We start from the raw sequence: 24564 nt of genomic DNA on the forward strand, positions 1-24564 counted from the left end.
CTTTATTCAAAAACCTGCAAAAAATCCGCATTGTTAAGTCCGACAGGCTGCTAGTTGTTCCGTAGAGTGTGCCGCCCGAAAGCGTCAGGCCAGCAACCGGATTCGCTCCGTCAAAAGAGTTCGTAAACCATTTCAATACGGCGTAACCACTTCCATCGGGTTGCATTTTGAATACAGTGCCCTGAACATTGTCTTTGCCGCTGGAAGTTGTGCCATAAAGCGTGCCATCCGGTCCCTGCACAAGCTGTGCATGAGGAAAAAATCCAGTAATGTTGGTTGGCTCGTCGAAGTTCTTGAGGACCGTAAAGGTCTGGGCGTGGGTTTGATTCACCATGAGCATCAACGCCAGCACACTCGAAATCAATAGTGACAAGACTTTGCTTTCTCGTGTTACGAAGCACCCCATTTCCTCCCAGGACGCAAGAGCAGGAAGGGAGCATTGTTTGTGGCCCAATTTCATGTTGTCATGCTGAACTTTCGCCAAGGAATTGTCAAGGATGAGGTGAAGCCCAATTGGGGCGTGGTTTCGACAGAATCACCAGTCTGCAGGGGCGTAGCCGGGTAAGACCATCCGCAGCAGCTTGACAGCAGTTGGCTTGGGTGGCACCTGAAACTTGCTCCCCCCTCAATCGTTACTCACGTTTTTGTAGTCAGGCATGGGATACTCGTTGGCGAACGGTTCGTAGTTCAGCGACCCAAGAGACGGGCACTGGGACAAAGGGTAGCGCGCCCGACTAGTCCAGTGACAACGCACACGCTCAAGTCATCGCAGAAAAATAACTGCCTGAAATTGTTTTTAGCTATAGCATCCACGGTTACTGAACTGGTCACGAAGCGGTCATTTCCGTTGGCATTGCAACTCTGCGTCTTGCCGTCAAACCCGAAATCCAGCATCTCAGCCTGGCTGCGCCGCCGCCGGAGGTTCGTAGGCGCACGCGGGTTCCTCGGCCAGGTAATCACCCGTCACCGCATAGGCTCGGGCTCGGGAACCGCCGCTGCAGGCGTCGCGAAACTCGCACCGGCCGCATTTGCCCTTCAGCAGGTTGAACTGGCGAAGCTCGCGGAACACCGGGTGATTCCGGTAAATCTCGACCACGGATTTATCCCGCACGTTGCCGCATTCCAGCGGCAGGAAACCGCTGGGACACACGTTCCCGGCGTAATCCACGAAGCAGAACCCGTGCCCCGAATTCACCGGCGGCCCCGAGATCATCATCCGGCCGCGCATCCGCCCAGCCTCCGGGTCGGTCGCCGCCCGCTGCGCCATGTACCGGCGCAGATGTTGGCCTTCGGTGACCTTGATCACAAACGGCGCGCGCTTCGATAACTGGTAGATCTTTTCAAACAGGCGCTCAAATTCCGCTGCCGTGCAACCCCGTAACGCCGAACCGCGCCCCGTGGGCACCAGGAAGAACACTTCCCAGAATACCACCCCCAGTTTTTCCACCAGCGCCGCCAGGGCGTCAAAATCATTCACGTTCCACGAGCCGAAAACCGTGTTGGCCTGCAGGTTCACCCCGGCCTCGCGAATCCAACCCGCCGCCTCGATCATCTTGGCATACGTCCCTGGCACTCCGCGAAAGGCGTCGTGCTTGGCGGCCGTTTCCGCATCCACGCTCACCGCCAGTTGATGGACGCCCGCCGCCTTCAGGGACAACACGCGTTCCCGGGTCAGGCGCGGCGTGCAGGCGGGGATGGTGCCGACCGTCAGTTGGCGGGATTTGGCATGGGCCACCAGTTCCTCCAGGTCGTCCCGCTGAAGCGGATCGCCTCCGGTGAACACGATCAGCGGCGTGCCCATGCTGGCGACGTCGTCAATGAGTTTCCGGCCTTCGGCCAGGGTGAGTTCCGCCGGGTCGCGTTGGTCAATCGCTGAGGCGCGGCAATGCTGGCAGGCGAGTTCGCAGGAGCGGGTGATTTCCCAGATCACGAGCAACGGGGCCTGCTGATAATCAATTTTCCAGTTCATTCTAATGCGCAAGGAGAGTGGCAATCCCGCCCGAGCAGGTCAATCCTTTCCTCTCGCCTCCAATCCGGTTGCGCGGCTGCCGACCCACCCGCTGGCCCCAAACTGATAGATTTGGAATACGTCATTCACTGCCACGATGCGCTACTAAATTGTACCGGTGGTTTTCGGCTTGATTAAGTTTTGGTAAAATCGGAGGTACTTGGGCATAATGCGGCTCGCATGACGACCCATCCACATCTCTGGGCCATATTATTGGTTTGGTTTGCCGCGCTGTGGCAGTTCCTGCTGGCACAAGCGCAACGCCACTTGTTTCTTGTCCTGACGTTGGTTTTGGGAGTACCGCCCGCCTTTGCGCAACCTAAGGAACGCTGGGTGTACGCGCCGGCAAATTACCAGGTCAACGAACAGGCTGACCGCATCATCGCCTTGCTGAACCGCGCGAAGGTGGCGGGTTACACGCATTTCCTGATCACGGATTCGAAATTCTCTCGCGTGCCGACCCTGCCACGCCATTACTTTGCCAACGTCTCCCGCGTGCGCGCCGCCGCGAAGGAAGCCGGCATCGAACTGGTGCCTGCGCTCTTCGGAGTTGGCTACTCGAACGATCTGCTCTCCAACGATCCGAATCTGGCCGAGGGTCTGCCCGTGAAGGACGCGCTATTCATCGTCAAAGATTCCTTCGCTCGCTTTATGCCCGATCCGGAAGTGGCCTTGAAGGACACCGCCCTTGCCAACCGCAAGGCGTGGGGTTTCATTGATGACAACCTCGTTTCCGAGCATGGCACCTTGTGCTCCCGCCCCACCGACAAGAACGCCCGCCTGAGTCAGCGGTTGAAAGTGCAGCCGTTCCGGCAATATCACGTCTCGGTGTGGATCAAGAGCAGCGGTTTCAAGGGCGGCCAGGCGGAAATCAAGGCCATCGCGGGTAAGGGTGTGCAGCTCAGCTACACCCTGCTTCACGAAGCGCCCACCCAGGACTGGCGTCAGCATCACATTACCTTCAACTCGCTCGAACATACCGAGGTGCAGCTTTACTTTGGTGTCTGGGGCGGTCATCAGGGGACTTTGTGGTGGCGCGAGCCGCGCCTCGAGGAGTGCGGGCTGGTCAATGTGCTCCGCCGCCCGGGCGCGTCGTTGGTGGTCAAGACCGAGTCTGGACGCGAGCTGAAGGAAGGCGCTGATTTCGACGCCGTCAGCGATCCGAAGCTGGGAACTGTTCCGTACGCCGGCGAATATGAGCCGTGGCACGACGCGCCGTCGCTGCGTGTGCGTGGTTTGGCGGATGGCACCCGGCTGCGCGTTTCCTTCTTCCATCCGCACCTCCTCAACGAAGGTCAGGTCTGCGCCTGCGTGAGCGAGCCGGCATTTACCACGTTGCTCAAGCGCCAGGCGGGCGACGTCCACGGCCTCTGGTCTGCGGCCGGATACATGATGAGCCACGACGAATGGCGCCTGATGAATTGGGACGACGCGTGTCAGTCACGCCATCTTTCACCCGGAAAGATCGCCGCGGACAATGTCCGCGTTTGTACCGACATGTTACGCGCCACCGCGCCTAGTGCCAGGGTGTTCGTCTGGAGCGACATGTTCGATCCATTTCACAACGCGACGCGGAATTACTACCTGGTAAACGGCGATCTGACCGGCTCGTGGGAGGGGCTCGACCGGGACGTGATTGTGGTGAATTGGAATTCGAATAAAGCTGCGGATAGCCTTAAATTTTTCAGCGGCCGCGGCCATCGCCAATTGATCGCGGGCTACTATGATGGCCCGCTCGCACGAACGCGCCAGTGGCTCGACCAAGCCAAGGGCGTTCCCGGCCTTATCGGGGTGATGTACACGACGTGGCACGCGAACTACACCCAACTGGAATCCTTCGCGAAGATGCTCGTTGAAGCCGGGTTTTAATAGTGTTTTTTCGAGGTGCCCGTGGTAGCAGGGAGTTATTGAAGATGCTTAGTGTGCTTGAACCCTTCGGAGCAATGGTCTCACGCTTGGCAATGCCCATGCGCTGCTGCGCCCAGAGCGGTGTGAGGGTGGCCAGCGCCAGGAAGCCCGTGCAGAAACTGATGGCAAGAATTTGCTTTTGGGCACTGTTCATGCCTTCTCTTGTCGTGATGAGGTAAAAGCAATTGCTGATCGGTTCAATCAGTACCACTCGCCTTTCATTTTGGAAAAGTCGATGGCCGACCGGTCTGTGAGGCGTACCGCTTTGCCTTCGCCGTGAGGCGTTTTCCATGACCATCCTGCCGGTTGATACCAGATATGAACGTCAATGACCGCGTCTGCACCAAGTTCCCTTGCTTTGTTGGCCATGCGTTTTAAAACGGCGTCCTTGGGTGAGGAGACCACCATTCCGACGTCAATTTGGCCAAGGCGATCACGCTGAATTGAGTTTTCGAGTGAGGCTTCCGTCACAAATACTTTATTGGTATGCGCGGCATACGTAGTGGGGGATTGATACTTGACATAAACTTTATTGAGAATTCGCATTGGACTGTGGGTGGAACATCCTGTCGCCAGCACCAACACTGCGCTCAAAGTCACCATTATCTTCGTTAATTGCATATGTAGTTCCTTTTGGTTCCGACTGTTATTTATTGTTTTCAATGACTTGGCCGAATTTATTTTTCGGGCCATTTAAACCCTTCCTACAGCACCTGTCGCAATGCTAGTTAAAGAGTCTTGCATGGATGGCAGACTAATGTCTATGCAAGCTCTAGTCAAACAATCAATGACCAACCTTTAAAACCGCGTGACAATTCAAGCCCTTTATGACATGTCCATGGCTATGAAAATAATGCGTGCTCGTGGTTTCTTAAATATCATAACGGTGTTGGTTCTTGGCCTGACTCTGCCCGTGCTGGCCAAGGATCAGACTGAGGAACAGTTGATTCTGGAACTGGCTTCTCCCAACGAAAATAAAATTGTGGACGCTTTGTTCCAGTTGGAGAAGAAATATCCGGCTGGTACCAACGCGATCCCCATCATGAAAAAGTTTCTGGCGGACCCCCGTGCGAAGGTGCGCCGCAAAGCCGCCCGAGTTCTGGGCGCGCTCCATACCGAGGTGAACGCCGAGGATCTCAAGTCCATCGGCGCGCTGTTAAAGGCATCCGATATGCATGAGATTGTCGATGGGTTGAAGGCGTTGCGTGGATTGAAAGCGCAGGCGACCGTGCCGGAGATTACACCGCTCCTGAAACACCCTCATCCGAACGTGGTGCGCGACGCTTGCCGGACCCTTGCTGTGCTGGGCAACAAGGATCTCATTCCCCTGATCGAACCACTGACGAGCCACAAGAATAAGACGATTCAAACCGATGCCCGGGAAACGATTCATGATTTGAACACGAAGCAGTGATCGCCACCCCGGCGATCTGGATGTTCTTGAATTTGGTTTTTAGCCATCGCACCCTCTGCCGCCGGACTGGGCGCGCTGCGGTTAGGGGGGCGTTGTTTTTGGCCCGCGATACCGGGGAAGGTGCCTGCGCTGAATCTGGTTGGGGAGTTAAGGGGGAACGAACCAAGCTGAGCCACGCCGGAACGAAAACCGTTGTCCGCGAAGCGGAACTGCCAGCGCCAACCGGCGTTGGCTCCGGCAACTTTTTAGGCATATTGTCAACCCTATTTTTTCAAGAACGCATCTAGCATAGCTTTATGCGTCCTTAATTCTCTCCTGTGATTTTTGTTTTCCGTAAACTAGCCATTTATCAATGGCTTCTTTCAACGTCTTATCGGCAACCTTGTCTGCTGTCAGGTAGCCTTTCTTCCTGAACTCAGCGACGATCTTGTTATACTTTTTTTGCGTTTTGGCGTCCATATTTGTAAGTTTGTGTGTGTGACCAATATGCCTAACCGTATTATTGAACGAACTTTTCGTTCGTTGTTCTCGGTGGCCAGTTGGTTTTCATTTGCCGCCCATCATCAAAAAGGCCCCGCCGGTCAATTGCAAAACCGGTGTGATCGCGCAGCTCATCATCGGCTCAATCCGTTTGTTGGGCTCTTTGGCCTCTTGAATTCAGTCATGCGTGACCACATCCTGTCGATCCAGTCCGAAAGCATGGGGAAACGCGGTCCCTTCTGGCTGGTAAAATACTGAATGTCGGGCCATGAAAGACACCGCGCCATGACAAACATCCACGGAATGCCAGTAGCCATAATGGCTGCCAGCATGACCGGAATGATCGGGAGCACCATCATCAGAACAACGAGGCGATCCATGATGCCCTCGGGCCTCGCATTCATGTCGAGCTTTAGTCCGTGCTCAAGAAACCAAATGTAACCCATCCCTGCGAAGTAGATCGCTGGCAGCACCACAAGGAAGAAAGTTCCCAGTACAGTTACCTGTGTTCGTAATCGTGGTTTGTACTCGCCAATAGGTTTGGGCTCAACAGTATTATCGAACGCCCTTTTCATTCGTGGTTTTCGGCTGCCAGTTTTTTGTCATGGTGCTGACAATCTCCAGAAAGGCACCGGTGGTCAACGCGAAAAAGTCGTTGCTGGAAAACCTTTCAGCCAGGGATGATGGTTTGGCCTGGCGGGGGGAAGGGTTTCTCTTTTCGCAAGGTTGACAGCGGCGGGTGGGCACGGCATCTTGACGCCATGATTCATCACAACATTATGCTCGCTGCCTGCCGCCAAACGGTGGCTGGCCTTCATTATACGCTGTCTTATACGCTGTCTGGGGCACGCTGCGTGGCCGCGGGGTTGACGCTCGCCATCGGGTTGCTTTCCGCCCGTGCGGATTGGCCGCAGTTCCGCGGGCCAACGAACGACGGCCACGTCTCCGCCCCCGGCGCCAAGCCGATCGGTCTGCCCTTGCAGTGGAGCGAGACGGAAAACCTCAAGTGGAAGACGCCCATCACCGAGTTCGGCTGGTCCACGCCGGCCATCCTCAATGGCCAGATATGGATCACCATGGCGACGCTTCAGGGTAATGATTTCTTTGTGCTCCGACTTGACCCCGAAACAGGCAAGATTTGTTTTACGGAGAAACTGTTTCACTGCGATAACCCGGAGCCGCTGAGCAACGCGACCGGTGTGAATTGTTATGCCACTCCCTCGGTCACTCTGGAGCCAGGCCGCGCTTATGTGCATTTTGGCACCTTCGGCACGGCGTGCTTGGACACCAAAACCGACCAAGTCATCTGGAAACGATCTGACGTGAACTGCCGCCACTACCGCGGGCCCTCTTCCTCGCCGGTGTTGTTTGGGAACCTGGTGATCCTGACGTTGGACGGCGTGGATGTGCAGTACGTCACCGCACTCGACAAGCAGACGGGCAAGACCGTCTGGAAGACCGATCGTTCCTTCCGCTGGGACGACCAAAGCGACCCCACCGCCTCCACAATGATCCGTGACGGAGATCGGCACAAGGCGCACAGCACACCGCTGATTGTCAATGTCAACGGCCAATACCAGATGCTGAGCACCGCCGCGCGGTCAGCCTACGCGTACGATCCCCAAACCGGAAAAGAGCTTTGGCGCATCCATCACGATTGCTGGTCCGCCGCCCCCATGCCGGTGTATGGCGAGGGATTGGCCTTTCTCATCACCGGCTCGGGCAAGACCCAATTGCTGGGCGTCCGCGTGAACGGCCAGGGGGATGTGACCGACACGCACGTGACGTGGCACTTCGATACGAGCGTTGCGCGCACGGCGTCACCTATTCTGGTGGACGGGCTGCTCTACATGGTTGCGGATGACGGCGTAATCATCTGCCTCGAAGCCGCCACCGGAACCCAAGTCTGGAGGCAACGGCTCCCCGGCAAATACGCGGCCTCGCCCATTTGCGGCGATGGACGGCTTTATTTCTGCAGCCAGCAGGGCGTGACCACGGTGGTGAAGCCCGGTCGGACGTTTGAATCGCTGGCCACCAACACGCTGGCGGGCAGCTTCATGGCCTCGCCCGCAGTGTCGGGCAAAGCGCTTTACTTGCGCACCAAAACCCACCTTTACCGGGTGGAATCCGCCGGTAAATAGCCATCACATCCCTGGTTTCCAGCCTTCACCCTAATTCTTGTTGGGTTTGGCGGCGCGCTTCTCAGCCAGGAAAACCAGGATGCCGTCGCGACGCAGAATTTCCTGCTTCAGTTCGGCAATGGGCACCCGGCGCACTTCGACTTGGCGGCGAATGGCCAGCTCGGCGGCGATGCCCGCCGCTTCTCCCAAAGCCATAAAGGTCGGCTCCACGCGAATGCTCTGGTAGCCAACATGACTGGCCGAGCAGGCCACCGGTACGAGCAACCCATTAATCTGCTTGGGCACCATGATTCGGTAGGGAAGCTGGAGCGCCGGATGGTTGACGTAAAAGTAACCCTCCCGCACTCCCGGATGCGCCGGATCGAACTTATGCACCGCATGCGAATCCCAGGCAAAGACGGCCACCGCTACCGCGTCAGGTTTGGCTGGCGGCAGACCCGTGGCGGGATCGGGATCAGCATCCCGCTGGGTGAAGTTGTATTCACCCACGATGCGCCGACCCTGGCGGACGTACAGGTAATGGGGACGGTTGCGATGATCCATGAATTCGTCTTTGCAGAAACCGTACTGCGCGGTCTCTTGACGGAGTGATTCCGGGACTTCTGCGTCGGTTTGCAGGAACCAGAGCAGACCCTCATGGTAACCTATGCCCCTGAACGTGCTGCCGCCACCGCAGCGGCGATGCCGCCTGGCGTGGCGCCCAACACCACATCCGTTTTCAACTCCTTCGCGGCGACCGGCGCTGCGGCCAGTCCCATCAAGATAATCCCTCGTGCGAACATATAGTGTACCCGGAGCATAATTCAAGCGAACGGCCCAGCGGAAGAATTTTTACTGTTTATCTTCACCAGTGCGCAACATCGGCAGACTGAATTGATAGGAATTTGGTTTTTTGGCACATTGGATGCCTTCACTTGTCGCGTAGCGGCTTATTGGGGACCTGTGCCACATTTGATGCGGGTAACTCACAATTCAAAAAAGGGTATGGTTTGGTATGGAACACTTGGGTGCCTGCCCGATCAGGCCAAGTGTGTAGGTGCCACCGGCTGGGCATAGGGGAATGGCTTTGAGATAAGCGTGCTTGCCAAAGGCCAGGAGCCTGAACCTGTGTCGTGCAGGCAACGGTTACAAGGGGCGAATCCACACGTTGCGGAAGCGTACGGGATTGCCGTGATCCTGGAGGTAGAGCGGCCCTTTCTCCGCGTAACCTTTGAGCGGTGCCGACGTCGTGGGTTGTTCCCCGACGGGGATATGATCCTGAATCAGCACCCCATTGTGCAGGACGGTGAATGAGCCGGGTTGCACTTGGCCATCCTCCAGTTTTTTGGGCGCGTGAAAGATAATGTCATAAGTCTGCCACTCGCCGGGCTTGCGGCAGACATTGACCAAGGGCGCGTTATGCCCGTAAAACGCACCGCACTGGCCATTCGGATACGTCTTGTTTTCGTAACAGTCGAGCACCTGAATTTCATACCGTCCCATTAGATAAACGCCGCTGTTGCCGCGCCCCTGCCCATTGCCTTTCACCACGGACGGCGACGCCCACTCCACGTGCAACTGGCAGTTGGTGAATTCCTCCTTGGAGAAAATGCCGCCTCCCGTCGTGGTTTCCATCACGCCATTTTCGAGCTTCCATTTGGGCTCGGGGCTGCGCTCGCCGCGAAACTTGGATAGGTCTTTGCCGTCAAACAGCACCACGGCATCCGACGGCGGACCGCCCACGGGGCCGGGGTCCACCACCGGCGGTTCCTGGTCTTTCTTGGGCACGTCTGCCGCCGTGAGGCTGAGGAATCCCGCGAGCAGCAGGCCAGTCAAGGTCATGAGTTTCATGGTTCGGGTTGTTGAGGTGGCTGTTTTCATAATGAACTTTTACAGGCTCCAACCCTTGCGATAAGGGGGATTCACGTAATCATTGGCCGCTTGAAGGTTGGTGATGCGCGCCTTGTTGTCGTTCCACTCGATCGTCTGGCCGGGGAAACGAAGCGCGATGGCCCCAAGCAGCGCCGCCTGGGTGAGCGGACCGCCGTAGCCGAAATTGGACCCGGCCTGGCGGCCTGTGCGAATGGCTTCGATCCAATCCCAGGCGTGGTTTTTGACCCGCAGTATTTTCTCCGCCGGCGCGTTCTTGCCGGCGTGTTGTTCCATGAGTTTTTCCGGCACAAGCCGGCAGCCGCCGCCGCCATGCGAGCCGTGCACAATCATCCCCTTGTCGCCAAAAAGAATGGCCCCCGTGCCCGGCACTTTGTCGTCAGCCGCGAATTCCTGCGGTTTGGGAATCCGGTGGTCGCCATCGTGCCAGACCAATTTGACGGGGCCGCGTTCCTTGCGAGCGGGAAACCCGAAGGTGATCTTCGTCCCGGGAGGATAAGTCAGACCCTGTTTCTCCACCTCATACCCGGACACTTCGGCCAGCACCGTCGAAGGTGCGTCCAGGTCCAGCGCCCAGAATGTCGGATCGATCACATGGCAAAACCAGTCGCCGATAGTCCCGGTGCCGAACGGCAGCCAGCCGCGCCAGTTCCAGGGAATCCAAAACGGCGTGTAGGGCCGGAACGGCACGGGGCCGAGCCAAAGATCGTAGTCGAGCCCCGCCGGCACCTCGTAGGTTTTGTCGAGCTTGTCGAGGTTCCGAACCTGGCAATACACATCTTTAAAGGCGTCGCAGCCCGCATGCACGGTGTGTACCTTGCCGATGGCATCCGCCCAAACCCACTCGCAGAGTCTGCGGATGGACCCGCTGGAATGACCCTGGTTGCCAAGCTGGGTGACCACCTTGTATTGGGTGGCGGCCGCCATCAGGGTGCGAACCTCATGGATGCTGTGGGCCAGCGGTTTTTCGCAATACACATGTTTGCCGCGCTTCATGGCCTCCATGGCGATGACGGCGTGGGTGTGGTCCGGCGTGCCGATGACCACCGCGTCAATCTCCTTGTCCATCTGGTCGAGCATGACGCGAAAATCCTTGAACCGTTTGGCCTTTGGATATTGGGCGAATTTCTTTGCGGCGTAGTTATCGTCCACATCGCAAAGTGCCACCAGGTTTTGGCCTTCCCCGGCGACGGCATCCAGATCTCTGCCGCCCTGGCTGCCAATACCGATTCCCGCCACGTTCAGCTTTTCATTGGGGGAGAGGCTGGGCGCCCCTTGCAATAAATTGCCCGGCATAAGATTGAATATCGTTACGCCCGCGCCTGCGCCGTAGAGGAATCGCCGCCGGCTGATCCTGGAGAAGTTTGACTGGTTCATATGATGAATAATTTTTGAGTATTTTGCCCCAGGAAAATTCAGGGTAAAGCTTTTTATTTTCGGTAATTGTTGTCGCAGGAATTTGTTCTGGGCATTTTTGATGCCTTCATTTGTCGCATTGCGGTAAATGACCGGACAAGACGGTTGACGGCCTCGTGAATCACGGGCGGTTGATTGTTGGACCCGGGACCGGGAAACGAACGGCGCAGCCATGGATATGAGCGGGCCAGTGTAAGCGCAGAATGAGTCAAAAAGAATACTTTTGATCGCGGAATATTTTTGCATGTTGACAATGAACCTTTAATGAATGCTCCCTTTTTTAGTCGCCCCCTTTGCTGTCAGAACGCCGATTACTATTGGTGTTTCGAGTTTAAAACGAGCTTGCTGGATTTGCCTCTTGGCCCCCTGCGCCTTCTATGTTACTTAGCGGGTTATGAAATTTGTTTTCCTTGGCTGGTTATTTCTGTTTAGCGGGGTTACTTCGCAAAGCGAAGTTTATCATGTGAATAGTTTTGGCGGGGATGATGCCCACGCCGGTACGAGCCCGGAACTAGCCTGGAAGAGCCTGGAACGGGTCAATACCCAGATTTTCAAACCGGGCGACCAATTACTCTTCAAGACTGGTACCCGCTATTCGGGACAACTGAAACCGCAAGGCTCTGGAGCCGTGATCCACGGTAAGCCCGTTTGTATTGCCATTGATCAATATGGGAATGGCCCATTGCCGCGCATTGATGGGGACGGTAAAGCAAAGGACACGTTCCTGTTGCGCAATGTAGAATATTGGGAGGTGCAAAACCTGGAGGTGACCAACCTGGGGACGAACCGCGCGCCCTGGCGTACGGGTGTGAATGTGGTGTCGGATGGCTTCGGGGTGATGCATCACATTTACCTGCGAAAGTTGTTCGTCCATGATGTGAATGGAGATTTGCGGAAGCCGCACGAAGGTTGCGGTATTTTCTTCGAATCGCGTGGTGAAAAACAATCACGTTTCGAGAATTTGATCATCGAGGACTGCCATCTGCTGCGCACGGACCGAAACGGAATCTGCCAGCGCACGATTAATGGGAGTCGCAGCACTGGAGTAGTCATCCGCCGCAATCTATTGGAGGATGTCGGCGGGGACGGAATCAAACCCTGGGGATGCGATAAGCCCCTTGTGGAGTATAACGTGGTCAAAGGCGGGCGCATGCGCTGCGAAGATGCCGCTGCGGGCATATGGCCTTGGGATTGTGATGATGCGTTGATCCAATTCAATGAGGTGTCCGGCTTCAAGGGCACCAAGGACGGCCAGGGATTTGATTCCGATTATCGCTGCCGACGCTCCGTCTTCCAGTACAACTACAGCCACGATAATGAGGGAGGGTTTTTCCTGATTTGCTCGCCTGGCAATTCGTATTGTGAAGACACAATCATTCGCTACAACGTCAGCCAGAACGACGGAATTAATTCCGCGCGCGTGTTCCAGTTCGGCGGCGGCGTCAAAAACACTCTGGTCCACAACAACACCATTTATATTGGGCCGCGCCAGAGCTTGCCGTTATTCTCCTTTAATGAATGGGACCGGGGCAACGCAGAAAACACCCGGGTGATTAATAACATCTTTTATGTGGAGGGCCAGGTGACCTACCGCTGGGATAGAAGCCGGAACAATGTTTTTTCCAATAATGTCTATTACGGCAACCACATTGGCCGACCAACTGACGCGAAAGGTTCCACCAATCGCCCGCCCTTGCTGAAGCCGGGTGGAGCTGCCTTTGGTCTGGCCAGCACAAAAGCTTATCAGCTCCAGTCTTGTCCGGCCTGGCTGATAGGATCAGGCATCCCATTGGCAGGCGGGCGAGATTATTTCGGCAAATCCCTGCCAGCATCCGGACCGCTGACCATCGGGGTGCATGAGTTTAAATATTGATAATTGATAGATTTGCTTTGTGGAACATTTGATGCTGTCACTTGTCGCGTTGCGGTAATCACTATCCCGAATTCCTGCTCAGCTTCTCCTCCGAGCAGGTGGGTAAAGACTGGAACGACATCCAATGCCGGTTCCATGGCATGGAAGGCACGATGAACACCCATTTTTCGGCGAGGTGCGTGTCTATTGCGACAATGCCTACAACGGCGCGTTGCGAAACATCGCCACGTTCTACAATCAGTTCACTGGCAGCCATCACGTCAACCGGACCGTCGCACCCAGCGTGCGCAGCAACCTCTTGACCATCCTGGGGCGCACCGCCACCTGCCGGAATGCTGAAGTCACCTGGGCGGAGTTACGCAAAGCCAATGAAAAGCTTGAGGTGAGTTTAAAAAATTGAAGAGTTGAACGGAAGTTGGCAGAAATAATTTAACCATCGTTGAAAAACCTGTTGGCAACTGTACTTATGCAGTATATACAGTATGAACAGTGACGAACGCACGTAAATCCTGGATGTTGGGTCCGATCTCGCCCGCCGCAAGCGGGCCGCTTTACCAGCAGATCGTGGACCGCCTCAAGCGCGAGGTGAGCGAGGGCCGCCTCAATCCCGGCGCACCGCTCCCCTCCTTCCGCCAGCTCGCGGAGGACTTGCTCGTCAGCGTGATCACCGTCAAACGCGCTTATGAGGAATTGGAGCGCGAAGGCATCATCTACCGCCGCCAGGGGTTGGGCACGTTCGTCGCCGAGCAGGGCCACAACCGCAGTTGCGAAACCAAGCTTGCCACGGCGAAAGAACTGCTCCGCGAAGGTTTTCGCGAAGCCGCTGAAACCGGATTGGAACGCGCTGAGCTGCTAGACTTGGCCCGCCAAATCCTCAACGAGAAATAAGCCTATGAACCACACCAACGCCATTGAAATCCGGGGACTCGTCAAAAAATATCCCCAGTTCCAACTCGGTCCGCTCAACCTGACCGTGCCGCGCGGCGCGATCTACGGGCTCATCGGCCCGAATGGAGCGGGCAAGACGACGATCATTGATATGATTTTCGGCATGGGCATGAATGACGCCGGGCAAATCCGGGTGCTCGGTCTGGACCATCGCGCCGATGAGGTGTCGCTCAAGCGCCGCGCGGCCTACGTCAGTCCGGACTTGAATTTCCAAGTTTGGGGCAATGTCGGCAAAGCCGTGAGGTTCGTGCGCGGTTTTTATCCTGACTGGGATGAGGCGTATTGCTCAGCGTTGATGACGACCTTTCATCTCACCGACACTGACAAGATTGTCACCTTGTCATTTGGCGCTAAGACCAAGTTGAGCCTCCTGCTCGCTCTCTCCCGCCGCCCGGAAATATTAATTCTCGACGAGCCGACCACCGGCCTCGACGCAGTCTCGAAACAGCAAGTCTTTGGCGAACTGCTCAAAGTTGTGGAAAGCGGCGAGCGCACGGTGTTGATTTCCTCGCACGGCTTAAGTGACATCGAACGCTTTGCCGACCATGTGGGGATGATTAAAAACGGAAAACTTCTCCTGGAAGGCCGGATGGATGCGGTCGTGGACCGCTACCGGTTTGCCGAGTTTTTCAGCAGCAACGGCACAACCTTTCAGAGCCGCGAGGGGCTGAATATTTTGAAGCGGAACGAAAACCGCTGGCACGCGCTGCTCGACCAGCAAAGCAACGCGCAGGAATGGCTGCAATGCCATGGTGCGCAGCACCTCTCGCTGACCCGCGTGACCCTGGAAGATTTGTTTGTGGCGCTGGCCAAGGAAGAGGAGGCCCCATGAAACGTCTGATGCTGGATTACTTTCGCCGTTGGTGGTGGGTATTGGTGATCGGCGCAACGCTTGAACTCGTGATGGGCTGGTTCGCAGCCACGCACACAGAAAATAATAATTTTGACCCGGCCTCGAGTTTTCAATTTCAAATCGCCTTGTTCACCGGGGCGTTCCTGCTCTCATTTGATCTGCAACGCGGCGCTGCCCGCACCGTTGCGGCGTTGCCCTTGACCGCAAGGCAAATTGGCCGGGCCTGGTGGTTGATGACCGTTGGCATTCCCGCCACCGTTTTGATCTCGTTGTTGGGTTTGGGCGCGGGATTATTTCATTGGTTTCATCCGGCCACGGTGTTTCCGGTGAATCGGCTGGGACTAGCGAGCTTGTTCACGCTGTTGAGCCTGGGCAGCCTGTTCACGCTTATCTTCAACACTACGCAGGGAATGCAGGGCAGCAGGCCGCAACGTGCATTCAACCTGGTCGGTGGCGGGCTCGTGGGATTAATGATCGGAGGTGGCTTCATCATTTTTCAGGATATAACGAACAACCCCATCAAATGCGCGCTATTTATCGGAGTTGGCTCGGTTTTAACCGTCGTGGGATGGTTCCGTGCCGGGCAATTCGTGGTGGGCCGCGCCAGTTTTCGAGTTGCGGGGCTGCAAACCAAAGCCCCGCGCGGCCAGCACCGCGCGCCGATCGGCTTTGGTGGAGTGCCATTACTGATCCGCGTCGTCTCTGTGCGCGCCTTTTTAATCGGCCTGGCCATGATCGTAATGATGCCGCTTTTCCTGGTTTTACAAGGCCGCATGACCTCCTGGCGTGAAGTCATTGATATCATGGGAGGCGTCGGCAACTTCTTTCCGTTTTATTTTATCATCCTCTTCCAGATTATCCCCAGCCTGACACAATTGCGCTTTTTACGGACGTTGCCTCTGACCGCAAGCCATCTCGCCGCAGTAATGTTCGCCATAGTCTTGCTACCTCTCATTGCCTTGGGCGTGCTGGTTGCCGGATTCGGCGGGCTAGTCGTAGGTGCTTCTGCCTCACTGGCGGTTTTGAAAAGCTATACCTTCACCCTCGCGCCAGCCTCGCTGTGCATTTTCTTCTTCATCTGGCGGGGCGTGGGCGTTCAGGCTTTCGCTGCGCTGATTCTCACCATGGTAGCGTTTCAATTCGTGCCACTTGGGTTACAGAGCTGCTTTCAAAATCGGGTAATTCCCTTCAGCCTGATGGCTGGAATTGCCGGCGGCTGCATTCTCCTGTCGTTTCTGGGTACGCGCCGATTGCTCACGCATAGCAGCCGCGTTTATCGCGTTCAAGCCATTGGTTTTGGCGGTGCCAACTGGGGTGCGGTCAGGTGATATCTTATCCACGGAAAATCCCTATCAGTTAACGATTTCTCACTACTTATTGATATGGAATTGAATTGCAGAAATGTACGTTTTGCACATTTGATGCCTTCACTCGTCGCGTTGCGGTAAGGAACTGAATCTCGGTGTGCTTAAACGCGAACAGGGGCGCGGCCTGCTTTCCTTGCGCGCGCTGCAAATTCCGGGCAAACAGGTAATGGACATGCGCTGCGTGGCGCTGATGTTGCGTACCTGATGACCTTCGTCATGGGCCGCGCTCCCGATGAAGTCATCCTGCGGGAAAAGCGTGTGGAGTAGCTTGACGGTTAGAAGGATTATCACCAATACACAAATTGGTCATGAATATGCAGCCGTGATGATAACCGAGAAAAAGTGGTCCGGCAGATGAACTGAGGGTAGACAAATAATTGAATGTTAGCCTCCGCCAGCCTGCTTGGCATTTCATTGACCTGGTCCGGTTGAAGTTCGCTTTTCGGTTTTCTTTCGGATCTCGGATTTTGAACTACGGATTTCAGGATTCAGTTCTCCGGCGCAATTAGTGTTCACGCATCTCTCGGGCGGTGCGCCACCATATCCGCGACGCCAGAGTTGGCGGGAATTTCCTTTGGACCTCCATCGGGAAAACCCATACTCTCCATTCATGCATCGAACTGAAAACTCATACTCAAGAATCACGCGGCGTCGAGTCGCGGAAGGCGGTAGCGTCCCCCAAAAGCAAATGCATATCAGCACACCTTTTCTTCGCTTCGCCGCCTTGGCGATTGTCGTTTTGGCCACGCCACTCGCGGCCGCCCGCGCCGATTCCGACCCACCCGTGGTCCGCTCGATCCGCGAGTGGGTAAAAGGCGACGGCACCGCGGATGACGCCGCCGGCGTCGCCAAGGCGTTCGAGGCGTGCAAGAATCGCGCCTTCACCCTCAAAGTGGACTGTCCGGTTCTGATTCACATCGGCCGGGACATCGCGCGCACCGTGTTCGTTGACAATGGGACGCATGTCCGCTTTGCCGACCAAGGACTTTTCATCGTTGATAACCTGCTCATTCCGGCGTTTGTCCTCGCGAACAGTTCGGATATCCACTTTGTCGGGTGGCGCATCCAATATATTGGCGGCCTGCCGATGGACCGAAAGGGCGGCGGCTATCTTGTCAACGGAACCGCTGTGGGTAACGGAGAACCCGCTGGTGCCTTCAACGACCTTATGCTGACGCGCTGGTTGAAGGAACATCGCGGGATCGCTTTCGGTCGAGGCGCGGCAAGGACGGCGATCTGGCACGGCCCATCCAATATGTCGGCGCTCTTCTATCTCATCGGCCTCACCAGCCAGGTGGTGGTCGAGGACATGAAGCTGTTCGTGCCGCCGGATGCCCGCGGGAGCCGGTTCATACCGATGGGGTTCGCCATGGCATCTGGATACAACAATAATTGCGTTCCTCCAGCCCCCGTATCTGACGCGAGCCCAGCGGTGCTCCTGCCCATTTCCATACCCAGGGACCTGACGTTTAAGAATATCGTCCTCGATGGGTATTACATGGGGTTCCAGGGAACGGCGCACGACGCGACTTACACAAATATCACGGGCCTGCGGTACGGCGACCTTGAGGACGATAACGGCGGCACGATCGGCGGCGTTGGAAAATGGTTTGCTCCGCCGCATCTCTTCTACCTCAATGGCGGAAGCAAGGCCAATCCGCTCGAAGAGCGCACCAACAATAAGAACGTCACGATCACCAGCGTTCGCGATGTCGGCCCGCGCATCGGCAAAGCTCGCGATACGGACCCCGAACACCGGAGCGGGTACGCCTGTTCACTCAAGATCGGCGGGATCGATATGCGCGTCACCGACTACCAGTCAAACCGGCCGGACGGCTTGGTGGACGTGCTCTCCTGCCGCAACATGACGCTCAGCCAGGTCACCGGGGTTTACGACTCGGGCTTTCTCTACGACCTCTATCCCGGCGTTCGTTTCCCGTCCGGCGACTACTACCAGAACCTGACGCTGCGCGATGTCACGCTGACGGATCTCGCGGCTCACCCCTATGCGAAGGCGCCCGCGAAGGACAAACGTCCGCTGCCCTTCACTGGCGCGCGCGGACAGAACAACCGCAACATCCTCTTCGAAAACGTGGTGGTAAACGTCAAAAGCTGGACCCGCCCTGAAACGCAGCCAGAGTTCGGCGGAACCGGCCACCGCACGCAGGTGACGTTCAATGTCGGCAAGTCTGCGGGGGCCAACTAGAACATTTCCCCATCAAAACTTTTCGATGCTACGGTTGCACCACCCGCGTCCGCGACGGCTTTGCCCCCCTGGTTCCTCATTTCCCAGCCTGGAGTCTCGCCGTGCGGAGGCGGTCCGTGTGCAGGGTGCGGGTGATGCGGTAGATGCCGGTCTTGCCCGTGGCGAAGAGACCGGCATAAACGAAGACGTGCTGCACGCCGTTGGCCTCGTCCATGACGGCGCCTCCCGGATGCGCGGCATCAATTTCCCACTCCTGACGGCCCGTCGTCAGTTGCAGTAGGGTGCTTTCAAAGCGCCAGGCGGTGCTGTTTCCTGCGCGCAGGTCCTCCTTCGAGATGGACCACAGATTCACCGTGTTGCCTTGGCTTTGGTCCGTTTCCTGCGCTTCTGCCCCTCCGAAGCGGTTGTTGACGACCGCCTCGTAGCGTTTCGTCACTGGGTTGTAGTCCACGTTGGCGGTATCGGGCCAGCGGAAGGACGAGATATTGCTGATTTCTTGATGGGTGAAGGGAAACCAACCGGTGCGAGAAACCAGCATGCAGGGACGCTGGGGCGTGTGGAGTTGCCCCGCAAAGCGGAAGGGGAGCGGGTGGTTGCGGGAGAGAAAGATCAGCAGCCCATCGTGATAGAAGGCGGTCGGTTCCAACGGGTGGATCTCATTGGTTCCGGGCACTTCCTCATGCCGCCAAGTGACGCCCTCGTCGTTCGAGTAGAACACATCGACCTCGGGTTTCCGTTCGCGCCCAACCGGAATCATCAGTCCCTTCTGGGGATGCACGACCATGCGTGGCCCAAAATTGCCCCCCACGGTGGTGCCGGTCTGCTTCTGAGTCAGCGCCCCGGGGATCAACTCCCAGGTGAGCCCTTCGTCGGCCGACCGGTAGAGGCCGTATGCCGTGGCAAAAAACACCTTGTTGCTGAGAACCCCGAAGCAGTTCCCGAACTTCAGCACCAGGGGCGTTTGGTTTATTCCGAACTGGCGCATGTCGGCCGGGGCCGACCAGGTTGTGCCTCCATCGGTCGAGCGGACCATGACGGCCTCGCTGCTGTCAGCGTCGTGCATCGGCCCTGAGCCATGATGCTTCAACGTCTGGTGATAAGCGCAAATCAGCGTTTTGCCGATTTTGATTCCGACCGGCCAGCCGAGATGGTGATTCGCCCCCTTGAGAAATCGGCCTTCGGGCAGCGCCAGCGGCCGGATGGACTGGACGCCCGCTGCCTCCAACTCCAGCAGGCGCCGCTGTTCTTCCGGGTGAATGATCAAGGTCTCCCGCACCGGCGGCTGATCCATCCAGGCAGCATCAACCGCCCCGCGCACGGCTCCAAGGCTACCCGTGAGCATGACGGCAACGGCGACAGCGAGTTTTCGTGGGTTCATGGACTCCCCTTCCCCCGCATCCACAGCGGACCGACCTCGGCGGAGGTCAACGGTTTGATTTTGGATAATTCGGCTTCCTCGGACCAGCCTGCGGGCAGCGGCTTTTCAATGAATCCGGATTGGGAGGGTTCGTAGCCGTTGGTACCGCCCAAAAGGATGTTGCCGGAGAAAATACTCGGCGCGCGGCTCAGGCGGGGCACGCCGGGATCTGAGTCGCTGTGTTCAAGCATTCCTGTCACCGAATGACCGCCTTGCGCACGAACAAAACGGTTCCCTGTGATGGTGCAGCATTCCGGCAGCAGAATCGTCTGCTTCTTCGGCCACCCCACCTTGTAGCGGGTCCCAAAATCGAGGTCCGGCCCCTTTACCCCCACGAGCAGGTTGCTTTCAATGATGACCCGTTTGACCTGCGCATAAAACGGGATCGGGCCATTCGTCGTGCCCGGTTTGCCCAGGGCGGTCGGTAACACGAAGGGTTCGTGCTTCCCGGTGAGGTCTCGTTCCATGTACTCCCCGCAGGCGACCATGAGGCCCTCGGCGCAATCGGCGACGACGTTGCGGCGGATGACGTGACCTTCCCCCACGAGGCGGATCGCGCAGGTTGATGACGCCCCGGCTTTCAAGGATGGTGTTGCGGACGATACGGTTGCGGCTGGATTTGATCACCAGCAATTGGTCCTCCCCATTGGCGTGATCGAACAGGTTGCCCTCGATGGTGAAGAAGGAGCCATCCTCATCGGTCTCATCGGGGCCAAAGATGTTGAAGATGGGATTGAGTTGCCGCAGGACGGGTGAAAAGTCAATGTCCTTGAAGAGACAGGCGCACACCGTGTTCGAGCGCCCCCGGTACCCATCGTTGTGAACGACGGTGCCTGCGTTGTTCTTCCCCGTGAAATAGCAGTTGGTGACCAGGTTCTCGGGTCCTTGGAACCAGAGCCAACGACTTTCCGTAGTCGGCTTCCCCGGCTTGAGGCCCACGAAGGCGCAGTTCTGGAGAACTCCGTTATGGGAGCGCAAGGTCACCACGCTGTTCTTCTCATGGGGTCCCGAGAACACGAAGCCGTCGAGCGTCACGTACGGCGCCGTCAGGTGTACGCCGCATTCGCCGGTAAAGCGCACCTTGCCGGGCGTTTGGGCGCGAAGGACCACCGCGTTCTTCGCGTCGCCCCCCCGCTTGACGTAGATGACGACGTCTTTCCAAGTGCCGTCTTTGAGCACGAAGACATCGCCGGGTTGGGCGTCATCGAGTTTGGAAAGCTCCTTGGGGGTTTCGATGAGGGTGTTCCCGACGGTGGAACGCGCAGCCGCTTCAAGGAGTAGGGCGCCTGACATGAATGCGGCCACGGCAAATGGAAACAGGCACACCCGCGCAGCCCGCCGGAAAGCAAGGCGAGTGGACGCGTGGTTCAGGGTGCGTGAGACAGGTGGGTTGGGAAACATGGAGGTGCCTCGGATTGATCGATTTGCTTTTTGGCACATCTGATGCCTTCCCTTGTCGCGTTGCGGTAATTACCAAACGTCGTTAGGGCTAGCGGGTGCTCCCTCCGCTTTGTTGGTTGATCGCGGTGTTCAGCACCACGTTCCGCAGCCAATCCTTTACGGCGGGGTATTCGCTCTCGGGGAAGGCATGGCCGATCGCTTTCATTTCGTGCATGACAAATTTCACCCCCGCGTCCTTGTTGGTTTGCGTAATCCCCTGGATTCTCTCCGGGCTATTGCTTTTCGTGCCGTAGGCCGCCAGTACGGGGTGATAGTCATATAAACGTTTGTTTAACGGTGACGTCCATTAGGGTTCGTTGTCGAAGGAAAGCGCCGAGCATTTTCCCCGTGTGACCCGGAAACCGAACCGAATACGAACCATGAAAAATAAAGACAAAAAGACCAAACCGCTTGGAATAAAAGACCTCTATGCCGCCGTGGATTTGCACGGTGACAATGGATATTACTGCGTGATCAATGACCGGGACGAATGCGTCTTTGAGCAACGTCTGCCCAATGATCTACCCAAGGTGCTCAAAGCCCTGGAACCCTATCGGGAACGCCTGGCCAAAGGGATCGCCGTCGAGTCCACCTTCAACTGGTACTGGCTGGTGGACGGACTGCAGGCGCACCAGTACACCGTGCAGTTGGTGAACACCACCCAGGTGCAGACCTATAGCGGGCTCAAATCCGCCGATGATCAAAGTGACGCCTTTTGGCTGGCGCATTTGCAACGCCTGGGGATCCTGCCCACGGGGTATATTTACCCGCTGGCCCAACGTGGCGCGCGCGATCTGCTGCGGCGCCGGATGCTGCTGGTGCAACAACGCACCGCCCAGCTGTTGAGTTTCAAATGCCTGATTGAGCGGCAAACGGGCCGGATGATTTCCGGCAACCAAGTCAAGGCGCTGGAACCGGAGGAGGTGGGCCAATGGGTGGCGGGCGTCGAAGTGGAACTGATGGGGCAAACCAGTTTGCGGATGATTGAGTTTATCGGGACGCAGATTCGCAGCCTGGAAAAAGCGGCGCAGGCCAAAATTAAACTGCTGCCCGACTACGACCGGCTGAAACAAATTCCGGGGATTGGCGAAATCTTGAATCTGGTGATCATGCTGGAGACCGGGCCAATCACCCGCTTTGCCGGGGCGGGCCAATACGTGTCCTATTGCCGGGGGGCGAAATCCGAGAAACTCTCCAACGGCCGCAAGAAGGGGGAGAACAACCGCAAATGCGGCAACAAGTATCTGGCGTGGGCGTGGATGGAGGCGGCGAATTTCGCGCTCCGTTACAGCCCGGAAATCAAGCAGTGGTACCAACGAAAACTGGCGCGGTGCGGCAAAGTCGTGGTGGCCCGCAAAGCGTTGGCAGCCAAGCTGGCCAAAGCGGCGTACTACATGCTCAAAAACCAGGAGGCGTTTAAACTGGAAAAACTCTTGGGCTGAATTTTGGGTTGCGGCTGGAAACCAGCTAAGGGGTTGGTAACCAAACCAGTGGTTTGATTGGAAACCGGCCGCAACCTGTCCTTTAAAAACGGCGCGAACGAGGCCGGCATAATTTTACCGTGTTGCCCAGTCCAGGAGTCCCTATCAGGGTGAACGCTCGGCGGCGGCAACGCGGCCAGCGAGTCACGCGTTTGAATGAACCTAATGAACCTGGACTGGTACGAACGATTTTCTGGCCTTGCGCAAGCGAGGTGGGGGCGGCTCGGGTTGGCGGGGCAGGGAGCGGCGCTAGATCCAGATGAATGACCGACAAGACGGTTGACGGCCCCGGGAGTTACGGGCGGTTGATCGTTGGAACCAGGACCGAGAAACGAACGGCGTAACCATGGATATGAACGGGCCAGTGCAAGCGCAGAGTGAGTCAAAAAAGAAAACTTTTGATCGCGGAAGAATTTTGCTTGTTGACAATAAACCTTTAATGAATGCCCCTTAAGCAGTGCGAGCAGGTCTGGCTTCAGTAATTGCGCACCGCTTTCCACAAAAATGAAAGCCGAGAATCGCTTCAGCACTTCCCCATCAGACTGCACGATCATCCGGGCCGTGGCATACGACCCATTGGAAAATCCGCCCAGCACACTGTGGGTCGGTTCAGTATTCGGCACGAACTGGCCCAACTTGTCGAGCATCTGCTTGTGTAGCGACCACATATATCTGCAATCGGCATCGGTTAGGCCCAGCGTCGTCGGGGCGTTGCCTTCGGCTTTGTATTTGAACAGCGGCAGGTCCACGCAGATGAAATCCCTGTCCGCGACCAGCTTCCGGGCGGTATCGGGATTGTTGCCGTTGCCGCCGCTGCCGCCTTTGAGAAAGATCAACAGCGGAAATCTTGCCCTGGCATTGTAGTTGGTGGGCAGGAAGACCGTCATGGAAGGCCTTGCGGTGTTCTTGGAGTCAAGCAGGCGGGCCATGGTAGGCGGCATTTCCGGAAATTCTACCGTGAAGCTTTTGCCGGGTGCCACCTGCGGAGCACGCGGTTGAGCCATTGCCGCCACGGCACCCGAAGCCACCAGGAGGGCGGTGAGTAAAAAAACGGCAACTTTATTCATGTTCATCTTGTTTCTATTGTTTATAAGCGGGTGGCAAATAAAATTCAATCTGGTAAAATTGGAAAAACAGTTCCTGGTTTGTGGTTCCTATAGCATTTTCATAAACTGCGTAGCCGCACGACGTCAGTCGGCGCTGATATTTCAAAGGCAAATACTGTGCGAAATATTGATTTTCTCGGCTACGTCATTATTTAAATCGCGCTAGCGTATCGAGTGGCGGGGGTGGCGGAAGGACGGAACAACAACTAAAACTGACCGTTGCCGGTCGGCGTGTTGAAAAAGCAAAGTCTTATCAATTTCTGCACCGTCTCACCCCGTAGGAAACGGGGTGCCAGACGGATGGGCTTTTCCGGTGCGGGCACGGAGCGCGCCAATATGGGCTTAAGGGCCAGGCCCGCTGGTGTATTTACGCGCTTTGGCCTTAAAATTGGCCGCCCACCGCTTCGCGGACTCCGGGTGCCACCGACGTCCCCAGTTTTCAATCCCAACCGCCGCCATTTCGCTCGCCAAAACTGCCGTCTCCCGCTCCCCAAAAAATTACGTGCGGTTTGGGGGTAACTTATCCAATTGACTTTCAACCAGGTAGTTCATATAAGAGCCTCATTCAGTTGGTGCAGGTAAAGTAATGCTTGGCCTGAGTCTGAATGTGCCCGTGGGTGGGAATAAAAAGTGTGCG

General features: G+C 56.7%; 24 protein-coding genes. 10 read left to right on the forward strand and 14 right to left on the reverse strand.

Translation table 11 applies throughout. The features are described from left to right. Together WCO56_08215 and WCO56_08220 are read right to left on the reverse strand one after the other, a co-directional pair. Positions 1 to 373, reverse strand: a 373-nt coding sequence (locus tag WCO56_08215) for a choice-of-anchor tandem repeat GloVer-containing protein (protein ID MEI7729543.1), incomplete at its 3' end; no start/stop codon positions are given. A 522-nt stretch (positions 374 to 895) separates the two neighbouring features. After that, on the reverse strand, positions 896 to 1969 hold the full coding sequence (locus tag WCO56_08220) for a TIGR04053 family radical SAM/SPASM domain-containing protein (protein ID MEI7729544.1): 1074 nt from the start codon (positions 1967 to 1969) through the stop codon (positions 896 to 898). 219 nt (positions 1970 to 2188) lie between these two features. Here WCO56_08220 and WCO56_08225 point away from each other — a divergent pair, with 219 nt between their 5' ends. After that, entirely contained in the window at positions 2189 to 3877 is a 1689-nt protein-coding gene (locus WCO56_08225) for a hypothetical protein (GenBank protein ID MEI7729545.1), read from the forward strand. A gap of 240 nt (positions 3878 to 4117) precedes the next feature. Here the strand turns inward: WCO56_08225 and WCO56_08230 are convergent, their stop codons facing one another. Next, positions 4118 to 4537, reverse strand: coding sequence for a hypothetical protein (locus tag WCO56_08230; protein MEI7729546.1), 420 nt, complete (start codon positions 4535 to 4537; stop codon positions 4118 to 4120). 223 nt (positions 4538 to 4760) lie between these two features. Between WCO56_08230 and WCO56_08235 the strand changes: the two genes are divergently transcribed. Further along, the gene (locus WCO56_08235; protein ID MEI7729547.1) at positions 4761 to 5330 is read left to right on the forward strand and encodes a HEAT repeat domain-containing protein; all 570 of its coding nucleotides are present in this window, start codon (positions 4761 to 4763) and stop codon (positions 5328 to 5330) included. Positions 5331 to 5624: 294 nt separating this feature from the next. Here WCO56_08235 and WCO56_08240 read toward each other — a convergent pair whose 3' ends face one another. Together WCO56_08240 and WCO56_08245 are read right to left on the reverse strand one after the other, a co-directional pair. Continuing rightward, positions 5625 to 5789: a hypothetical protein gene (locus tag WCO56_08240; protein ID MEI7729548.1), complete on the reverse strand. Its 165-nt coding sequence runs from the start codon at positions 5787 to 5789 to the stop codon at positions 5625 to 5627. A 155-nt stretch (positions 5790 to 5944) separates the two neighbouring features. Further along, positions 5945 to 6385: a hypothetical protein gene (locus WCO56_08245; protein ID MEI7729549.1), complete on the reverse strand. Its 441-nt coding sequence runs from the start codon at positions 6383 to 6385 to the stop codon at positions 5945 to 5947. A 186-nt stretch (positions 6386 to 6571) separates the two neighbouring features. Between WCO56_08245 and WCO56_08250 the strand changes: the two genes are divergently transcribed. Continuing rightward, positions 6572 to 7951 (forward strand): PQQ-binding-like beta-propeller repeat protein, encoded by a 1380-nt coding sequence (locus tag WCO56_08250; protein MEI7729550.1) that lies wholly within the window; start codon positions 6572 to 6574, stop codon positions 7949 to 7951. Positions 7952 to 7981: 30 nt separating this feature from the next. Here the strand turns inward: WCO56_08250 and WCO56_08255 are convergent, their stop codons facing one another. From WCO56_08255 to WCO56_08270, 4 genes are all read right to left on the reverse strand, one after another. Next, a complete protein-coding gene (locus WCO56_08255) occupies positions 7982 to 8599 on the reverse strand; it encodes an FAD-dependent oxidoreductase (GenBank protein MEI7729551.1) in 618 nt (205 codons plus the stop codon). Then, on the reverse strand, positions 8596 to 8733 hold the full coding sequence (locus WCO56_08260) for a hypothetical protein (GenBank protein ID MEI7729552.1): 138 nt from the start codon (positions 8731 to 8733) through the stop codon (positions 8596 to 8598). The genes WCO56_08255 and WCO56_08260 overlap by 4 nt, the downstream gene beginning before the upstream one ends. 343 nt (positions 8734 to 9076) lie before the next feature. Continuing rightward, positions 9077 to 9781: a DUF1080 domain-containing protein gene (locus WCO56_08265; protein MEI7729553.1), complete on the reverse strand. Its 705-nt coding sequence runs from the start codon at positions 9779 to 9781 to the stop codon at positions 9077 to 9079. 39 nt (positions 9782 to 9820) lie between these two features. Then, positions 9821 to 11197 (reverse strand): Gfo/Idh/MocA family oxidoreductase, encoded by a 1377-nt coding sequence (locus WCO56_08270; protein MEI7729554.1) that lies wholly within the window; start codon positions 11195 to 11197, stop codon positions 9821 to 9823. 433 nt (positions 11198 to 11630) lie between these two features. On the opposite strand from WCO56_08270, the gene WCO56_08275 reads away from it, so the two are divergent. From WCO56_08275 to WCO56_08300, 6 genes are all read left to right on the forward strand, one after another. Beyond that, positions 11631 to 13109: a right-handed parallel beta-helix repeat-containing protein gene (locus WCO56_08275; GenBank protein ID MEI7729555.1), complete on the forward strand. Its 1479-nt coding sequence runs from the start codon at positions 11631 to 11633 to the stop codon at positions 13107 to 13109. A gap of 124 nt (positions 13110 to 13233) precedes the next feature. Next, positions 13234 to 13509, forward strand: coding sequence for a hypothetical protein (locus tag WCO56_08280; protein MEI7729556.1), 276 nt, complete (start codon positions 13234 to 13236; stop codon positions 13507 to 13509). Positions 13510 to 13622: 113 nt separating this feature from the next. Then, a complete protein-coding gene (locus WCO56_08285; GenBank protein ID MEI7729557.1) occupies positions 13623 to 13997 on the forward strand; it encodes a GntR family transcriptional regulator in 375 nt (124 codons plus the stop codon). A 4-nt stretch (positions 13998 to 14001) separates the two neighbouring features. Next, positions 14002 to 14889, forward strand: a complete 888-nt coding sequence (locus tag WCO56_08290) for an ABC transporter ATP-binding protein (GenBank protein ID MEI7729558.1) — start codon at positions 14002 to 14004, stop codon at positions 14887 to 14889. Then, complete coding sequence (locus tag WCO56_08295) at positions 14886 to 16238, forward strand: hypothetical protein (GenBank protein MEI7729559.1); 1353 nt, start codon at positions 14886 to 14888, stop codon at positions 16236 to 16238. Before WCO56_08290 ends, WCO56_08295 begins: the two co-directional genes overlap by 4 nt. A gap of 727 nt (positions 16239 to 16965) precedes the next feature. After that, complete coding sequence (locus WCO56_08300; protein ID MEI7729560.1) at positions 16966 to 18483, forward strand: hypothetical protein; 1518 nt, start codon at positions 16966 to 16968, stop codon at positions 18481 to 18483. 76 nt (positions 18484 to 18559) lie between these two features. Here the strand turns inward: WCO56_08300 and WCO56_08305 are convergent, their stop codons facing one another. The 4 genes from WCO56_08305 to WCO56_08320 all read right to left on the reverse strand — a co-directional run bounded on the left by WCO56_08305 (position 18560) and on the right by WCO56_08320 (position 21515). Then, complete coding sequence (locus WCO56_08305) at positions 18560 to 19861, reverse strand: sialidase family protein (GenBank protein ID MEI7729561.1); 1302 nt, start codon at positions 19859 to 19861, stop codon at positions 18560 to 18562. Then, entirely contained in the window at positions 19858 to 20331 is a 474-nt protein-coding gene (locus WCO56_08310; protein MEI7729562.1) for a hypothetical protein, read from the reverse strand. The genes WCO56_08305 and WCO56_08310 overlap by 4 nt, the downstream gene beginning before the upstream one ends. Beyond that, complete coding sequence (locus WCO56_08315; protein ID MEI7729563.1) at positions 20249 to 21193, reverse strand: chondroitinase-B domain-containing protein; 945 nt, start codon at positions 21191 to 21193, stop codon at positions 20249 to 20251. The genes WCO56_08310 and WCO56_08315 overlap by 83 nt, the downstream gene beginning before the upstream one ends. 196 nt (positions 21194 to 21389) lie before the next feature. Next, complete coding sequence (locus WCO56_08320; protein ID MEI7729564.1) at positions 21390 to 21515, reverse strand: hypothetical protein; 126 nt, start codon at positions 21513 to 21515, stop codon at positions 21390 to 21392. Positions 21516 to 21720: 205 nt separating this feature from the next. On the opposite strand from WCO56_08320, the gene WCO56_08325 reads away from it, so the two are divergent. Beyond that, a complete protein-coding gene (locus WCO56_08325; protein ID MEI7729565.1) occupies positions 21721 to 22782 on the forward strand; it encodes an IS110 family transposase in 1062 nt (353 codons plus the stop codon). On the opposite strand, the gene WCO56_08330 is transcribed toward WCO56_08325, so the two are convergent. Next, complete coding sequence (locus WCO56_08330; GenBank protein ID MEI7729566.1) at positions 22731 to 23936, reverse strand: hypothetical protein; 1206 nt, start codon at positions 23934 to 23936, stop codon at positions 22731 to 22733. The genes WCO56_08325 and WCO56_08330 overlap by 52 nt on opposite strands. Positions 23937 to 24564: the final 628 nt, after the last annotated feature.

The sequence above is a fragment of the Verrucomicrobiota bacterium genome (assembly GCA_037139415.1).
Lineage (GTDB): Bacteria > Verrucomicrobiota > Verrucomicrobiia > Limisphaerales > Fontisphaeraceae > JBAXGN01.

Excerpts from the sequence above, each read along its gene's own strand:
- WCO56_08230 (MEI7729546.1), bottom strand. The coding sequence starts at position 4,537 with ATGCAATTAACGAAGATAATGGTGACTTTGAGCGCAGTGTTGGTGCTG.
- WCO56_08235 (MEI7729547.1), top strand. The coding sequence starts at position 4,761 with ATGAAAATAATGCGTGCTCGTGGTTTCTTAAATATCATAACGGTGTTG.
- WCO56_08240 (MEI7729548.1), bottom strand. The coding sequence starts at position 5,789 with ATGGACGCCAAAACGCAAAAAAAGTATAACAAGATCGTCGCTGAGTTC.
- WCO56_08250 (MEI7729550.1), top strand. The coding sequence starts at position 6,572 with ATGATTCATCACAACATTATGCTCGCTGCCTGCCGCCAAACGGTGGCT.
- WCO56_08265 (MEI7729553.1), bottom strand. The coding sequence starts at position 9,781 with ATGAAACTCATGACCTTGACTGGCCTGCTGCTCGCGGGATTCCTCAGC.
- WCO56_08245 (MEI7729549.1), bottom strand. The coding sequence starts at position 6,385 with ATGAAAAGGGCGTTCGATAATACTGTTGAGCCCAAACCTATTGGCGAG.
- WCO56_08225 (MEI7729545.1), top strand. The coding sequence starts at position 2,189 with ATGACGACCCATCCACATCTCTGGGCCATATTATTGGTTTGGTTTGCC.
- WCO56_08325 (MEI7729565.1), top strand. The coding sequence starts at position 21,721 with ATGAAAAATAAAGACAAAAAGACCAAACCGCTTGGAATAAAAGACCTC.
- WCO56_08285 (MEI7729557.1), top strand. The coding sequence starts at position 13,623 with ATGTTGGGTCCGATCTCGCCCGCCGCAAGCGGGCCGCTTTACCAGCAG.
- WCO56_08305 (MEI7729561.1), bottom strand. The coding sequence starts at position 19,861 with ATGAACCCACGAAAACTCGCTGTCGCCGTTGCCGTCATGCTCACGGGT.
- WCO56_08275 (MEI7729555.1), top strand. The coding sequence starts at position 11,631 with ATGAAATTTGTTTTCCTTGGCTGGTTATTTCTGTTTAGCGGGGTTACT.
- WCO56_08280 (MEI7729556.1), top strand. The coding sequence starts at position 13,234 with ATGCCGGTTCCATGGCATGGAAGGCACGATGAACACCCATTTTTCGGC.
- WCO56_08220 (MEI7729544.1), bottom strand. The coding sequence starts at position 1,969 with ATGAACTGGAAAATTGATTATCAGCAGGCCCCGTTGCTCGTGATCTGG.
- WCO56_08260 (MEI7729552.1), bottom strand. The coding sequence starts at position 8,733 with ATGTTCGCACGAGGGATTATCTTGATGGGACTGGCCGCAGCGCCGGTC.
- WCO56_08320 (MEI7729564.1), bottom strand. The coding sequence starts at position 21,515 with ATGCACGAAATGAAAGCGATCGGCCATGCCTTCCCCGAGAGCGAATAC.
- WCO56_08300 (MEI7729560.1), top strand. The coding sequence starts at position 16,966 with ATGCATATCAGCACACCTTTTCTTCGCTTCGCCGCCTTGGCGATTGTC.
- WCO56_08270 (MEI7729554.1), bottom strand. The coding sequence starts at position 11,197 with ATGAACCAGTCAAACTTCTCCAGGATCAGCCGGCGGCGATTCCTCTAC.
- WCO56_08295 (MEI7729559.1), top strand. The coding sequence starts at position 14,886 with ATGAAACGTCTGATGCTGGATTACTTTCGCCGTTGGTGGTGGGTATTG.
- WCO56_08290 (MEI7729558.1), top strand. The coding sequence starts at position 14,002 with ATGAACCACACCAACGCCATTGAAATCCGGGGACTCGTCAAAAAATAT.
- WCO56_08315 (MEI7729563.1), bottom strand. The coding sequence starts at position 21,193 with ATGTCAGGCGCCCTACTCCTTGAAGCGGCTGCGCGTTCCACCGTCGGG.